Source organism: Malacoplasma penetrans HF-2 (assembly GCF_000011225.1).
GTDB lineage: Bacteria > Bacillota_I > Bacilli_A > Mycoplasmatales > Mycoplasmoidaceae > Malacoplasma > Malacoplasma penetrans.
The window spans coordinates 307,896-325,578 of record NC_004432.1; the positions used below are offsets into that span (position 1 = coordinate 307,896).

Annotated in this window: 9 protein-coding genes; 8 read left to right on the top strand and 1 reads right to left on the bottom strand. The window is 26.1% G+C overall.

Annotation, left to right across the window (positions count from 1 at the left end):
* Positions 1-118: 118 nt before the first annotated feature.
* Positions 119-478 (bottom strand): HU family DNA-binding protein, encoded by a 360-nt coding sequence (locus MYPE_RS01295; RefSeq protein WP_044891219.1) that lies wholly within the window; start codon positions 476-478, stop codon positions 119-121.
* A 310-nt stretch (positions 479-788) separates the two neighbouring features.
* On the opposite strand from MYPE_RS01295, the gene MYPE_RS01300 reads away from it, so the two are divergent.
* From MYPE_RS01300 to MYPE_RS01335, 8 genes are all read left to right on the top strand, one after another.
* Positions 789-3,785 carry a DUF31 family putative serine protease gene (locus MYPE_RS01300; RefSeq protein WP_044891220.1) on the top strand — a complete coding sequence of 999 codons (2,997 nt, stop codon included), beginning with the start codon at positions 789-791 and terminating at the stop codon, positions 3,783-3,785.
* 195 nt (positions 3,786-3,980) lie between these two features.
* Positions 3,981-5,999 carry an MPN337 family protein gene (locus MYPE_RS01305; protein WP_044891221.1) on the top strand — a complete coding sequence of 673 codons (2,019 nt, stop codon included), beginning with the start codon at positions 3,981-3,983 and terminating at the stop codon, positions 5,997-5,999.
* Between the two features lie 11 nt (positions 6,000-6,010).
* Positions 6,011-8,053, top strand: a complete 2,043-nt coding sequence (locus MYPE_RS01310) for an MPN338 family protein (RefSeq protein WP_044891222.1) — start codon at positions 6,011-6,013, stop codon at positions 8,051-8,053.
* A 60-nt stretch (positions 8,054-8,113) separates the two neighbouring features.
* Positions 8,114-9,451 (top strand): signal recognition particle protein, encoded by a 1,338-nt coding sequence (gene ffh / locus MYPE_RS01315; protein WP_011077079.1) that lies wholly within the window; start codon positions 8,114-8,116, stop codon positions 9,449-9,451.
* A 77-nt stretch (positions 9,452-9,528) separates the two neighbouring features.
* Entirely contained in the window at positions 9,529-10,266 is a 738-nt protein-coding gene (locus tag MYPE_RS01320) for a site-2 protease family protein (protein ID WP_011077080.1), read from the top strand.
* A 22-nt stretch (positions 10,267-10,288) separates the two neighbouring features.
* On the top strand, positions 10,289-10,474 hold the full coding sequence (locus tag MYPE_RS01325) for a site-2 protease family protein (protein WP_011077081.1): 186 nt from the start codon (positions 10,289-10,291) through the stop codon (positions 10,472-10,474).
* Positions 10,475-10,687: 213 nt separating this feature from the next.
* Positions 10,688-14,050: a lipoprotein 17-related variable surface protein gene (locus MYPE_RS01330; protein WP_044891223.1), complete on the top strand. Its 3,363-nt coding sequence runs from the start codon at positions 10,688-10,690 to the stop codon at positions 14,048-14,050.
* 193 nt (positions 14,051-14,243) lie between these two features.
* Entirely contained in the window at positions 14,244-17,606 is a 3,363-nt protein-coding gene (locus MYPE_RS01335) for a lipoprotein 17-related variable surface protein (RefSeq protein ID WP_044891224.1), read from the top strand.
* The last annotated feature ends 77 nt before the right edge of the window (positions 17,607-17,683 follow it).

Below are 17,683 nucleotides of genomic sequence, written 5' to 3' on the forward strand. Positions count from 1 at the left end.
AAATATCTTTTAGTAAATTACTAAAAGATATTTTTTATTACTTATTTTTAAACTAGGTTAAATTATGGGATTAAAAAAACTCCTTAATAAAAGGAGTTTTTTAATATATATGAATAAATTATTCTCTTGATTTAAGATCTTCTGATTCTGTATAAAAAGTTTCAACTAATTCTTTATATTGTTTTGAGAAAACAAATTTAATTTTACTTTTAGTTCATTCAGTAGAAGTTTCACCAGTTAATGGGTTAGTTGTTAATTTTTTGTGTCCTGGTTTAACTTTAATCTTTCCTAAATCAAACAATCTGAACTGTTCACATCTATCAAGCTCTGCTTTAATTAAAGATAATAAGTCTTCAATTAATTCTTTAATAATAGGTTCACTAATGTTTGAGTTATTACTGATAAGCTTAATGATTTCTTTTTTAGTAAGAGGTTTTTTGTTATCATCAATTAACTTGTGTGTTGATTTAATTGCCATGTTCACTCCATTCTATTCTTGTAATAAGTTATACTAGCATTAATAATTATAAATATTATAAGTAATTTTATATTAATTATATTAATTAGATTTAATAATATTAATTTCTATAACACTTATTTAAATCATACTTGTAAATTTTATTATAATTTATTAACATTTTAACTTTAATTTAATAAAAAAGAGATAACAAAATTTGTGTATAAATTAAGATTATCCTTTATTATAAATTCTATTGTGTTTGTTTTAAATAATATTATCTTTTATTATTTATATAAGAACCATATTGTTTGAATTTCAAGGAATGGTTATGGCAAAAAAGAATAAAAAAACTAATAAAAAAGATAAATCTAAAAAAATAGATGACCAATTAAGAGATGAATTGGATGAACTCTATGATGATGAATCTGAATTTGATACCGATTATGAAGATATAGATGAATTTGATTCTTTTAAAGATGATGAAGATAAAAATTATGATGATCAGCATGAATTAAATCAAGATGATCAATTTTTTAACTCTAATGACAACAATGAAGATTCTTTTGAAAAACCAAGTAAGAAAAAAAGTAAAAAATCAGGTTTAGATAAAAAAGCTAAAAAAGATAAATATCATGATGATTATGAAGATAAACATTATGATGATTTTGGAATGGATTTTGATAACCAAGAAGATTTAGAATTTGAACCTGTGAAAAAAACAGATAACAAAAAGAATAAAACTGATAAACCTAAAAAATCTAAGAAAAATAAAAATATTGAAACCTTTGATAAAGATTTTGACAAACGATATGATCATGAAGATGATTTTTATCCACCAGAAGATGGATATTATAATGAGGATTTAGACTTTGATCAAAATCCAAAATCTGATAAACCTAAAAAATCTAAGAAGAATAAAAATGTTGAAACCTTTGATAAAGATTTTGACAAACGATATGATCATGAAGATGATTTTTATCCACCAGAAGATGGATATTATAATGAGGATTTAGACTTTGATCAAAATCCAAAATCTGATAAACCTAAAAAATCTAAGAAGAATAAAAATGTTGAAACCTTTGATAAAGATTTTGATGAACCATATGATCATGAAGATGATTTTTATCCACCAGAAGATGAATACTATAATAGGGATTTAGACTTTGATCAAAACCCAGAATTTGAGCAACCTAAAAAAACTAAAACTGAAAAGAATAAAAAAGAAGAAACTAAGAAATCAAAAAAACAAAACAAAAATGATGATCACCAAGATTATTATGGTGATGAATTTTTTCATGATGAAAATCCTGAATACATTGATGACTACTTTACTGAACCTGAACAAGATTTTGATCAAATTGAAAAACAAAAAAGTAATAAAAAGAAAACAGACAAACCTAAAAAATCTAAGAAAAATAAAGATGTTCAAGAAACTTATGATGATTATCCACCATATGATGATGAATCAGTATATGGATATGACCAAGATTATCATTCATTAGAAGGTGAAAGATATGAAGATGATTTTGATTATCATGAAGAACCAGAATTTGAAGAAACTAAAAAACCTAAGGGCAAAGGTGGTTTTTTAGGATTTGGTAAAAGAAGAAAAAATGACTATGAAGATGATTATTATGATGATCGAGATTATGGTCATGAAGATGCAAAATATCGTGATGATTACTATGATGACGATGATGATGACTGAGAAGAACGTGATTATCCGGATGAATATGATGAAGACTATCCAGATAGAAGAAAATCTAGTAGAGAAGATGATTTATATGATCAATATACAATAGGTGGAGAAAACCCTTATTTATATCAACAACCTCAAAAGAAAAAGAAATCTTTATTTTGATCACTTATAAGTTTTTTAATTTTATCAATTGTTCTTATTGCAAGTGGTTTAACAGCATATCTTATTATTAGAAATAGAGTTTCATTTAATTCTAATCCTAATATTACTACTCAATATATGGTTGATACTAGCTCAACATCAAATCAGGCTATGAAGTATGTAGCTGAAAGAAGTTTATCTTTATCTTTTTATTTATCAAATGGTTCTAGTACTAGAGCAGTTTTTGGAACTGGTTGAATCTTTAATAAAGAAAAAGATTCAGATACATATTATATTGCTACAAATATCCATGTTGCAGCTGCATTAACATATGGAAATAAGAAGGTTTCAGATAATGAAGATTTTACAGGTTATTCATTATCTTCTGCTGCAGTTTCTTACATTAACTATTCTAGTAACACTACTCCAATCTATAGTTCAGGAAATCTAAATGATGTTAAAACATCAATACCTGAAGTTGTTTATTTAGCAGACTCAAGTAATACAAGTTCTAGTTTTGGAAAAGCTTATCCAAATGACACTTCTTCTAATTATAAAAATTCACTTGATTTTGCAATTCTAAAATATGGCTTTAGTACTACAAATTTAACTAGTCATGTTTCATCAAGTAACTCAGCTGTTCAAACTTCTATCCAAAATTTTAGCAATTGATTAAAAAATGGATATGGTGCAAATCCAACACAATTTTACAGTACCCCAGTTTCAGGTTTAAATAATAGTAATCCTATTCAAAATACAACTTCAACAAATGAATTTTATACAAGAAAATACTATATGGGGGGATACCCAAATTTAAGTACAGGTGGTGGAGCTAAAATTGAATGAGTTGGTCTTTCAAATTTTCCAATTGCTACACCAGCAGGCGGAATAGCTGATTCTAATATAACAACAGCAAATTATTTAGCTCATGCTTCAGGAAAGAGTCATGTAGATCAATCAGATGAAAAATGAAAAGAAGAAAATAAAATAGTTTATTACAATTCAACTTCAAGTGTTGCCACTAATTATGTAAATGTGGGATTAAACGGTTTATTTGATGCAACTTCAGTAGCTGGTGCTTCTGGAAGTATGGTTGTTGCTAATTTAAGTGATGATGCTAACTCAACAAATTCTAGTTTTAAAGTTGTAGGAATTTATTGAGGTACTGAGGTTTTCAATTTCACTACAACATATCAAACTGTTGGTGTTGGGAGCTTATTAAATATTTCTGATTATCAAATTAATGGAACTACTTATAAAGGTTATGATGTTTTTGATGATGCAACAAAAGCTATTACTAGTAAATTGGCTTCAGGTAAATCATTAGAATATTCTTATACTTCTAAAAACTCTCTTGTTACTAGTAATAGCACTGTAACAAATCCAACAACATCAAATAATATCTACTCTTATTTCTCTACATCATGAAACTCAATTGATAACAATTATTCTCAATGTTTATATTCAATTGTTAAAAATGATTAGTCATTATTAATTAAAAAATAATAGCAAATTAACAAACATATTAATTTATATGGCTGTTAATGCTATTATTTTTTAATTACTTGCTCTTTTTGGTTTTAGTTAAATTAGAATAATATATGCAAAAAGTTTATTTTTGGATTGAAACTAACTTATTAAATATGAAAAAATAAAATAATGAACATTAGGGGTAAGAAAATGCAAAAAGATAATTCATATATCAAAAAATTTAAAATCAGAAATTTCTTACCATTCTATATAGAAAAAGTAGATAATAAGTTCTTTAGTGGTACAAGCACTAACATTAATAAACACAATTCAGTAAAATCAAAAAATAAAAAAATGATAGCAAAACTAGATCCTGAAGAATCAGTTAAATTTTTTGATTCTCAAGGAATTGTTGATCACAATAATATTAAATATTTATTGAACCAAATTATTTGAAAATTAGTAGCAAAAACAGGGAATAAAATTTATGACTTATTTTCAACTGTTGAAACTACAAGTTGAGGACAACCTTTATTTTTATTTGAAAAATTTGAATTTGAAGATTTAAAAATTATTGGTAATACTTTAGCTGAAAAAAGATATATTTATTGTTTAAATATTGATCCTCAAAGTTATCTATATAACTTTATTGAACAAATAGAAATTGCTTTTGTAATTGATGAAAAAAAGAAAAATATTTCAGGTGGTTTTTTCTTAAATAGTGGGCAATTTTTACAATTAGATTCATTTGATGAAATTATTGAAAAATTCTATTACAACTCAATGATAAAAAGTTTTATTCATAAAGAATTATCTCCAATTTCAGTAAGTAATATTTTGAGTTTAATGGATCTTTATACTGAAGATGATTTTTTAAAACTAAAAAATAAAAAAAATAAGAATATTAATAAATCAAAATCAGTAAATAAAAAATCTTTAGATGAACTAAAAAAATCATGAAATGAATATTTAAAAGAAAAAGTTTTTAATAGTCAAAATCCTAACTTATTAAAAAAGAAAAAATATTTAGAAAATGATTTATTTTATGGTTTTTTAAATGTCATGTTATGTTGCTTAGCAATTTATGAAGAATTAAAAACCTATTTTTCAAACAGTGAGCCAGAACTTTACTTACCTTTACTTAAAAAAATTGAATTTGTAAAAATTAATGATGACCAAAATAGTGAACAAGATTTCTATGAATTAATCTATTTAATTAAAAATAGATTTTTCCATTTTGGTAAAGAAAAAATGAAAAATATAAAAAATCCAGAAGATGCATTAGAAGCTCTAATTAAGTTTGATAAATTTGAGAATGAATCATTTGGTTCTATATCCACAATTTTTGAACTTAATAGAAATATTAATGCTCCTTTCTTAAATGATTATGAAGATATCTTTGTAAACTCTAAAGATTTAAAAATATTATTTCTTCTAGCTTTTGATTCAGATATATTGGGAATTAACTTATTGTCTGCAGATTTTTTAAACTATGATGCTTTTAATAAAAATATTAAAAGTATCAATTTTGATTCTTCTTGAAACAATTTAATAAAAGAACTAGTTTATAAAAACATATGTGAATGAAACTATAATTATGTAACTTTTGTAGATGCTTCATTCTCTGGGTTAATAATCAAAAATAGTAATAGTGACATAAAAGACAAAGATCTAATGAATTTGCAGATGGAAGAAGATGGAATTTTTAACAATTACCTTTGATCTTTCATTTATGGTAAGACTTTGATTTGAAGATTACAAAACATTGAAGAAGATGTTCAGATTGCAAAAATAGAAAAGCCTTGAGAATTAAGAAATTATTTACAAGAACTTGAGATATTAAGACTTTCTAATATGGATGAATATTATGGAATTCAACAAGTTAAAAATATTGTTAACAAAATAGACTCATTCTATGAATTTAATAAGTTAAATGATTTCTTAAAAGAAAAAATAACAAAAGATGATAAGTTGTTTGGTAAAGGTAAAGAAAGAAGAAACCTAGCTGCAACTTTTGTCTCGGCCACTATTTTTGGTATTTTAGATTTCTTTACTTGTGTCTTTTCTATATTAACTGTTACACAAGCAGAATTACAAGAAGTAAACTCCACAAACTTAATAGTAATTTTAGTTGGAAGTGTGTTTGCTATAATATTGTTTTTAATTCTTTCCTACATTATCTTTATTCCTTTTATTTTTAGAAAGAAAAAGAAAAATCAATTTTACTAAGGAGGTTGTATATGTCAAAAATTAAAAATAAATATAATGGTATAAAAGTCAAAAATATATGACCTTTTTATATCGAAAATATTAACGAGAAATTTTTTGAAAGTTTATCTAATCATTCAAATAAAGTTTTAGTTAATAAAATTCTTCCAAAAATCCAAAAGGGTTTTGATGAAGATGAAATGGAAAAATTTAATGAAATAGATAGTTTAACTAAAAGCTCTAAAATCCTTTTAATGTTAAATTTAATCTTACAAAAAATAGTTTCAAAAACAGGTTCATCAACAAGTGACTTATTATATTGTTTTGAAAAAAATAGATTTAATGAGCCAGTTTATATTAAACCATTAACATTTGAAAACAACTTTTATGCACATGCTAATAAGTCTAAATTTGATAACGAAAGAAAGTATGATTTCTTAATTGAAATTGATAGAAATTCATATTTAAAAAAATATATATCAAATATTCAACTTTCTTTCTTTTTAGAAGATGAAGCTAAGATGTTATCTGGTGGTTTTTCAATTAACTTAGAACAAATATCTGATTCTAAAAATGAATTCCAAGAAATGGTAAATTCAATATATTTACATTCTTTGATTAAACACTTTATATCTAAGCAACTTTATCCATTATCTTTAGATAATTTATTAACAATTATAAGTAATGGAAATAAAGACTTTGAAATCTTATCTAAAAAAGTAAATAAGAATAGTAAGCATAATGTTAAACAACATAAGCCAAATAAGAAAATTAATTATGAAGAAATAACTATTCAAGATATTAAAGACAACTGAGATTATTTTATTAATAGAAAATATTTACAGTTTAAAAAACTTACTCCTAAAGAAAAGGAATATTTTGAAACTGATTTATTCTTCTCTATTTTAATTATTAATCTAATAATGTTAGCTTTATATGAAGAATTGAAGATTTACTTTACAAACGAGAATCCTGAAATCATTTTAAAGTTATTAGATAAACCATCAACAATTAAAGAAGACCCAAACCAAAATGTGGAAACAGATTTCTATGAGTTAGCAAAATTCTTAAATCATAATTTTTTAGATAATACAAAATCTAAAAAGGTTAAAGAAATTAAAACTGCTGAAGAACTAATTGAAACCCTTAACTTACAAAAAAATATTTATGAGTTTTCATTTGGGATGCCAATCTTCTCAGTAGAAATTTATGCTTTAGAAGCTGGAATAAAGTCTGCAACTGCAGAAGATACATTTAATGAAAACTTTGATTTAAAAATTTTCTTCTTAATGGTTATTTTCCCAGAATTATTTGGAATGGATTTAGCTACTGGTAATTTTATTGAATATGATCAATTACTAGATACTATTAAAGCAACTAATATTAACAATAGAAAAGTTACATTATCTTTTATGGACATGATTAATAAAACTAAATGTGAATTTAATTATGATTACATGTCTTTTGTTGGTGATGAGCCATCAATGTTTATAGTAAAAAATGATACTAAAATTAGTAAGAGCAAATTATTTACAAATGATGATTATGTACCAACTGGTTTATATGAAAACTATTTATGAGCACAAATCTTTATTCAATCTAGACTTTGAAAAAGTGTAAGTGTTGAAAAAGACTTTGCATATGATTGTGCTAATAATCATGCAACTTATCACAAAAACAAAATTAAAAAATTAGAAGACCTATCTTTCAGTTGATATGATGACTATTATGGGATGAGTCAAATTAAACCAATTGTAACTAAAATAGATGAACAAATTAATTTAAGAAAATCAATTGAATCTTTAAGAATGAAAATAATTCAAAGAGATGAATTATCTAAAAAAGACAAAGAAAGAGGAACAGTATTATTTGCATATATTGTTGCAACACTAATTGGGTTTATCAATTTCTTTGGGATGATCTTTACAATTCTAACTGTTAAAAATCCTGCTGATGGATTAACACCCTTAAATATTGTTTTTATATGTATTGGTTCAGTTTTTGCTTCATTCTTGTTTTTCATCTTAGTATTTTTTGGAATTAAAGTTATTAAACCATTTAGAAAGAAAAGATAAATTTCATTTATTAAAAGTTTTATATAAAATTATTAGAGTGTAAATAAGGAGAGTTTTAATATGTTTAAATCAATGATTGCATCTATTGTTTCTAAAAACATGAAGAAGAAACTTGAGAATTCAACAATTAAAGAAGAGGATTTGGTTGAGGTTTTAAAACAAATTAGAATTTCATTATTGGATGCTGACGTTAATTTATCAGTTACTAAAAATCTAATTAAAAATATTAGAGAAGCAGCAGTTGGAACAATGGTAGACCCTGGACAAAAACCAGAAGATGCGTTGTTATTAATTATTAAAGAAGAATTAATTAAAGTTTTAGGATCTGAAACTAAGACAATTGATTTTGAAAAAAAGAAATTAAAAATAATGATGGTAGGTTTACAAGGTTCTGGTAAGACTACTACAGCTGCAAAAATTGCAAGTTTTGCAAAAGGTAAATTTGATAAGAAACCATTGTTAGTAGCTTGTGATATTTATAGACCTGCAGCTATTGATCAATTGAGAACACTATCTGAAGAAATCAAAGTTGATTTCTATGATAAAAAACAACAAGATCCAGTAAAAACTTCTAAAGAAGCTTTAGATATTGCTGATAAAAATAAAAATGATTTAGTAGTTATTGATACTGCTGGTAGATTGCATACAAATAAAGAATTAATGGAAGAGTTGCAAAAAATTAAAAAAGCAACAAACCCAGATGAAATCTTATTAGTGGTGGATGCAATGGCTGGTCAAGATATTACTAATGTTGCTCAAGAATTCCATAATAATTTAAACCTTACAGGGATTGTAATTACTAAATTGGATTCTGATGCTAGAGCAGGTGCTGCTTTATCTCTTAGATCAATTTTAGATGTTCCAATTAAATTAACAGGGGTTGGGGAAAAAGTAGGATCGCTAGATGTTTTCCACCCTGAAAGAATTGTTGATAAAATCCTAGGTTTTGGTGACATGATTACATTAGCTGAACAAGCTGCTGAAAACTTGGATGAAAAAGTTGTTAAAAGATCTTTCCAAAAAATGTTATCTGGAAAAATGGATCTAGAAGATTTAATGAATCAAATGGAACAACTTTCAAAAATGGGATCAATTGGTTCAATTATGAACATGCTTCCAAATTCTCCTAAAATTACTGAAGATAAAATTAATGATATTGAACAAAAGATGAAAGTATGAAAAGTGCTTTTATCTTCTATGACTCTAAAAGAAAGAAGAAATCCATCTCTTTTAAAGAAGAACCCTAATAGAAGAATCAGAATCATTAAGGGTTCAGGTAGAAAAGCTGATGAACTAAACAAAATGTTAAGTGAATGAGAAAAAGCAAAAGAAAGAATGGAAACAATTGGTAAACAAATTAAAAAGGGACAAAACCCTTTTTCAAGTTGAATGAAATAAGCAATTTTAATATTGCTTTTTTTATTTATATAAAGTATGTATAATTATTTATAAAATCAATATTAAATGAGATATCTGTGGGTTTATTTTTATTAGTTATTTTTATTTTGTTAGCTATAATGGTTGGTCTAACAATTCATGAGATTGGTCACTTTGTATTTGCTAAACTTTTTAAAGTAAATGTTAAAGAGTTTGCAATAGGAATAGGGCCTAAAATTTATAGTAAGCAATTTACTAACATTAAATTTTCCATCAACTTATTACCTATCATGGCATTTGTAAGAATTGATAGTAAAAAATCTTTACAGGTTTTTGGTGAACTTAGAGATGAGTACCAAAAAGAGGCTGATGAATATTATTTACAACATAAAGAAATTTTAGATGGATGTGAAAAATATATAACCATTGAAAAAAATGGACAACTTAGAAAACAATCAACATGACATGTTAGAGCAAAGTATAATAGCTATTTAAAAAAGATTGATAAGTATGCTAATTTTTCAAGAAAAATTGATGGGACTTTGATAATTGATGAAGTTCCAAAATGACAACAATTAATAATCTATTTTGGTGGAATCTTTTTTAACTTAATTTTGTTTGGACTTTTTTATTTAATCCAAGTAACAGCATTAAATAATAACTCAAATCCTTTTATTCAAATTGGGGATTCATTCTTAACAATTTTAAAAAACATGGTTTTCTATAATGCTTGAACAACAGGACCAAAAGCACCAGGAACTTCATTTGGTAGTGTTGCTGAAGTAGGGGGGGCAAGGTGGAATAAGTTCCAACCAATTACCACTAGTAATAGTTAACTACTTTGCATTATTTAACTTAATGCTATTCCTATTTAACTTCATTCCTATTCCACCATTAGATGGATATAAAATTGTTTGTACAATATTCTCAGGTGCTAAGAAAATGAAAATTCCAGATAAAGTAAAAACTTATTTTGAAATATTTGGAATGCTATTAATGATTTACATTTTTATAACTGCAATAGTTGCAGACTTCTTATTATAGAAATTGAAATATTAAGTGATAAGTCACTTAATATTTTTTTTATTCATTTTTTATATCTTATTAGTTTTTGAAATTATAAATAAGTCTTGATGACGATTAATAATATTTATAACAGTTACTAGTTACAAGACATTAACAATAATCTAATGTCCTTAAAGATTAATGGAGTAAATATAGAAATAGAATAAATTTAGGATATAGATGGTATTTAACATGAATAAAAAATCAAAAAAAATAATTTTGTCCACTACAAGTTCAGTTTTAAGTATTGCAACTGCTTTATCAATTGCATTACCAATAACTAACAATGCAATAAAAAATTATTCTATTACCAATGTTTCTTCAACCAATCAAGTAACAACAGAAAGTAAAATTATTCCATCTGAAGTTAATGATCAGAATGCCAATATTTCTACCAATAATGGGCCAGTAACATTTTTAGGAAATAAAATTACTGCTCTTGATTGATTTGGTAATGAATTATGATCAATAGATTTTTCTCAAAAAGTTCCAGATAAAGATGGTGCAACTCCTGGGAACAATTATGATGGAGCCTGAAAACGTGCGTGATTTAATTGAGACTACAATAGAAGCACTGACACTATATGGGTTTTAGGTTCTTGATCAGTTAAAAATAATAAGCAACCCTTATTTGAAATAAAAGCTGCAGATGGAACCATTACTAAGACTCATGAAATAAATTATGCAGAATTTACAAGTTCTTTGGGCCAAGCAAATAATTCTAATGTTTATCGTTTTGTCTCTGCACTTTCTTCTGGAAAAGTAATGGTATATGGAGGGGCTGGAACTACATATAATGGTAAAGCAATTTTATATGATCCTAAAACTTTGAAAGGTACAGTGCTTAATGGTAATTCATCAGATGATAAAATTTTACCTCTAAAGAATACTAGTTATGGTTCTGACTACAAATGGTATTTTTTCAATTTAATTCCTGTTGCAACAAATAGAAACATTGTTGAAGTAGTTACTTTTGCAAATAAGGAAACTTCAGGAGATGCAGGTAATGGATTAGCCAACTACAATGTTTATTTTTTACTTGTGGATGATGAACTTAATATGGTTTACAACCAAAATACAAATAATCCATGATCTAAACATGTTTTAGTGGCAAATGGTATTTCTGGGTATAGAAACTCTAAAGTTACACCACAACGTGATTACTACTCACTATTAGATGGAAGAGTTGTAACAGTAGTTTATAATACTGCTATTATTATTGATGCAAAAAATTCTAATGATATTAAGTATGGGACTTATCCCGTGTCTGAAAGTAAGTGGATTAAATCATGAGCATTCGATTCAAATCAAAACTTATACTTTAAATTTAAAGATGAATCAAATATTTATAAGGTGTCAGGTTCTGTGTGACAAACTATAAATAATAACACTACATCAATTCCTCTTTATGTATATTTAGATCTTAAAGGTATAGGAAGTACAAGTGCATATGCAAATGATTTAATTATGTACAATGTTTATGGCTATACTGGCCAGTTAATGATGATTAATTCTAAATATAATAGTTTAGTTAATACAAGTAATTCAAATATAACAACTGACAATAACCCACAGAATTATGGTTTAGCATTAGCTGTTACGCAAAATGCTAATCTACAAGATAAAGGTGACTACAAAGGGATATTAAATGGGCCTGACACTTTTCAAAAGGCTTCAGACTTTGAACTTAGTAGTTCAGCTTTATCATCTAAAATTCCAAGTGAAATTACTAAAGATGATATAGAAACTTCAAATGGTGGTTTCATGAAAGATTCTACAGATTTCACTATAAAATCTATGGATGATAAAACTGGAAGTATTCAAATAGAATGTAAGTTATATCAAATTCCTTGATTTACTACTTCTTTACCCGAAGGTATTACACCTAAGATTATTACTAAACAATATACTACAACTAAAAAGATAGCTGATAAAACATCATGAAAAACTTTGACTACTTCTACAGATTATGATTTCTTAAATATGAAACCATCTAAAATCACTGAAGAAGATGTAACTAATTTAGATCCCTTCCAAGTTTCTTTCCAATCACAAACAATTGTTGATAGCACAGGCAAAATCTTATATCCTAAAAAAACATATTCTGTAGGAACTAAAAATGATTCTAATGGACAAGTAGAAGTAAAAATTAAATATGAATATATCCCAATGGGAATAACATATTCAAATGATACTAAAGCAACAACTTATGATGCTAGTCATACATATACAGTATTTAATAGTTCAACTACTCCTGCATTTAAATTCATGGGTCAAAACGGAAGCAGCAGTTCAATTGATATAAGCAAAGTTTCAGAACTAAAAAATTTACTAAGTGCAGACACACTACCTTCTTCATTTTTGAGTTTAAACTCTTCATCAGATAAAACAAATTCAGCATTCCTTCAATTCATTAACACTAATGAAAGTAAAGGTTACCCAATTTCTAAAATGAAGTTTACTGTAACTGCAAATGATAACTCTGGTTCATTAACAATAAAAGCCGATATGCCAGCATCTTATTCACCTGAAAATACAGCAAAGAGTTTTAGTGTTACTTATACAGGATTAAATAGAGCTTCAAACTATAGTTTTAGTTTTAAAGATGTAACTAAAATTGGAACTCAAAATATAAATGCTATTCTTCCATCAGCAGTAACTGATGGAGACATCATTAATAACTTCCTACAATACAATGGTTTTAATTCAAATGACTTTTCGATTGTTAAAACTGTAAATGATGAAACTGGAGAATTGACAGTAGCAATAAACTTAGATAAAACATATGCTACTGCAATTGGAAACAGTGGACATGGATTTAATAACTATACTGCAACAAAAGTATTTACTGGTTTCATGACTAAAGATGAATACAATAAAAGATTTGATGTTCAATTTTTAAGCGATACTGATAATAAGTTAATTCAATTAAAACAAATGCAAGCAGCAAAAATTTATGAAAGTTTTAAAGGTACTTCTCCAACAAGTTTGCAAGTGGGTAATCAAACTTATAGTGACTTAAAAGATTTAATTAAAAAACTATTAGTACAAAGTTCAGGAACTTCAATTCCAGCAGATTGAAGTGATAGTTCAATAACTGCTGATATGTATATAGATAATGCACAAGGAACAATTAGCTTCTATGTAAAAATACCACAAGATAAAATAACTGGTAGTAATAGTGATATTAACTTAGTTGTAAACTATACTGGTTTTGTTAAAGGTAATATAGACAACACTAGTGATAATTTATCTTTCATTGCTGATAACATGTTAAAAAGTTATTTGATAAGTAATGGTGATACTACAGAAGAAGATTTTAATAAATTTACTCCTGATACTTTTGCTAAATGATTAGAAGATTCAAATTACCAAAAAGCTTTAAAACTTATTTCATATAAGAGTGGTCAATATGAAGATTTATTAAATACTAGTAAATATAAAATATCTGTAATTGCTAATGAAACTCAAAGAACAGTTTCAGTATTCATTCTTTTTAGTGATGTAACAGATCCAAAATCATTAAAAGAATATTCAGTAACTTATACTATTTAAATTAAACAAATGAAATATTGAGTTAAAAAAATAACTCGATATTTTTTTATTTATTAAATATGTGTAAGGAGATTTAAAAAATATTTTTATTAGTTAATAGTTGCAGTACTTTGTAAGTTTTTAAAAGCCAGGTGATTTTAATCACTAAGTTAACAAAATAAAATTAATTTGGTTTTAAAGGATGGTATTTATAATGAATAAGCTATCTAAAAAAATATCTTTAATGATAACAAGTTCAATACTAAGTATTGCAACAGGGATTTCTATTGCATTACCAATATCTAATCAAGCATTAACAAATTCTAGTATTACTAATATTTATAGTAAAAATCAGGCTACTCAAACCAGTCCTGTGATTCCATCAGAAGTTAATGACCAAAATGCTAATATATCTACTAAAAATGGTCCTGTAACTTTTTTAGGAAATAAAATTACAGCTCTTGATTGATTTGGTAATAAATTATGAGAAAAAGATTTTTCTACATTGGTTCCTGGAAGTCAAGGAGTGAATGGTCAAAGTTATAATGGAGCATGACCTCGTGCTTGATTTAATTGAGACTACAACAGAAATACAGATACAATTTGAGTTTTAGGATTTTGATCAGATAGCACTAAAACACAACCTCTTTTTGAAATAAAAGCTGCTGATGGATCAATTACTAACACACATACAGTTAATTATAAAAATATCAGTGGATTAGAATCTGTAAATATTTCAAGTGCTTACCGTTTTGTTTCAGCTTTATCTTCTGGGAAGGTTATGATTTATGGTGGTGCAGGTAGCTCATATAATGGGAAAGCAATATTATATGATCCAAAAACTAAAACAGCTAGTCTCCTTAATGGTAATTCATCCAGTACAGAGATCCTTCCTATGGGTGATGCAAGTCATGGAAGTAATTACAAATGATATTTTTTTAATTTAATTCCAGTTGCAGCAAATAGAAACATAGTTGAAGTAGTCACTTTTGCAAATAAAGAAACTTCAAACGATGAAGGTTCAGCATATGCAAACTATCATGTATATTTTTTACTTGTTGATGACCAATTAAATATGGTTTTTAATAGTAGTTCAAGTTCAGGAAGTCAATGAGCAAAACCAGTAAAAGTAGCTGATGGACTACAAGGATATAGAAATTCAAAAATTACTCCACAACGTGATTATTATTCATTATTAGATGGAAGAGTTGTAACAGTGGTTTACAATACTGCAATTATTATTGATGGTAAAAGTGATAATGTCCAAGTTGGTGTGTACCCTACATCTCAAAGTAAATGAATAAAGTCATGAGCTTTTGATTCAAATCAAAACCTATATTTTAAATTCAAAAATGAAGATGTTATTTATAAAGTTTCAGGATCATCATGACAAACTATAAACAATACAAATACAAATGTTTCACCATATGTTTATTTAGATTTAAAAGGTATTAGTGCAGCAAGTGCATATGCCCAAGATTTAATTATTTATAATGTGTATGGTTATACAGGTCAATTGATGATGATTAATTCAGTTTACAATGAAAGAGTTGATACTAAAAACTCTGGAATAACAACTGAAAATAATGATAAAAATTATGGGTTAGCTTTAGCTGTTACACAAAATGACAAGTTACAAGATAAAGGTGACTATAAAGGTTTTTTAAATGGACCTAACACTTTCCAACAAGCATCTGATTTTGAGTTAAGTAATTCAGCAAAAACATCTAAAATTCCAAGTGAAATTACTAAAGATGACATAGAAGCATCTAATGGTTTTTTAAGAAATTCAAGTGACTTCACTATTAAAGAAATGGATGATTCAACTGGGAATATAAAGATTGAATGCAAGCTATATCAAATACCATGATTTACAGACAAATTACCAGATGGAATTTCTCCTAAAGTTATTAGTAAAACATATACTACAGATAAAAAGATTATTGATAAAACATCTTGAAAAACTCTTACTACTTCAACTGATTATGATTTCTTAAATATGAAGCCCTCTACTATTAAAAAAGAAGATGTTGAAAATTTAGATCCTTTCCAAGTTTCATTTCAATCTCAAACAATAGTAGATAAAGATGGAAAACAACTATTCCCTAAAAAGATATATGATGTTAAATCTCATGATGACAACCAAGGTAAAGTTACTGTATCAATTAATTATCAATATATCCCAATGAGTGAAACTTATACTAGCTCAACAACTCCTAAAACATATTCTGCAGAAAAAGAATATACAGTATTTAAGAGTTCAGACCCTTCATCATTTAAATTTATGGGACAAACAGGAACTGAAGCAACAATAGATATTCAAAAAGTTTCAGAACTTAAAAACTTATTAAGTGCAAATACATTACCATCTTCATTTAATTCATTAAATAGTTCTACAGATAAAACTAATTCTGCATTCTTACAATTTATAAATACTAATACTAGTAAAGGTTATCCAATTTCTAAAATGAAGTTTACTGTAACTGCAAATGATACAGAGGGTTCATTATCTATTAAAGCTGAAATGCCTAGTACTTATTCACCAATAGGCCAAACTCAAACTTTTAATATTAAATATACAAACTTAAATAAGATTACAAGTTATAAATTTGGTTTCAAAGATGTTACTACAATTGGAACTCAAAATATTAATACTATCCTTCCTTCTGCTGTAACAGATGGTGATATTATAAATAACTTCATTTCTTATACTGGTTTTAGTTCAAATGACTTTTCAATTACAAAAACTGTAGATGATGAAAAAGGAACATTAACAGTAGCTGTTAACCTTGATAAAAAATATGCTCAAGCAATTGGAACTGGTAACTACGGATTTACAAATTATAGTGCTACTAAAACATTTAGTGGATTTATGACAAAAGACCAATACAACCAAAGATTTAATGTTGATTTTGTAAGTGATTCAGATAATTCATTACTACAACTAAAACAAATGCAAGTTTCAAAAATTTATGAAAGCTTTTTTGGAAGTAAGCCAACTGATTTAACTGTTGATGGTCAAAAATATACTAACTTAAAAGATCTGATTGAAAAACTACTAATAAAAAACAAAGGTACTTCAATTCCTGATAGTTGAGCATCTAATAGTTCTATAACAGCATCAATGCATTATGATAATGCACAAGGTACAATTAGTTTCTATGTAAAAATAGATAAGTTATTAGTGGATGGTTCTAACAGTGATTTAAACTTAGTTGTAAACTATACTGGATTTGTAAAAGGTAATGTAGACAGTACTGATGATAACTTATCATTTGTAGCAGACAATATGTTAGAAAGTTATCTAGTAAGTAATGGTGATACAACTGCAGATAATTTTAAAAACTTCACACCTGATTCTTTTGCTAAATGATTACAAGAAAATGATAATCAAAAAGCATTAAAACTTATCTCATATAAGAGTGGTGAATATGTAACATTACTGCAAGATAAGACTAAATATAATTTATCTGTTATTCCAAATGAAACTCAAAGAACAGTTTCAATATACATTTACTTTAAAGATGTTACTAATCCTAAATCACTGAAAGAATATTCAGTAACTTATACTATTTAACACTTAAAGTTTTAATTTAAAAAAATAACAAAATAATCTCTCCATTAGTAAATATAGTGTAGAGATTATTTTTATTA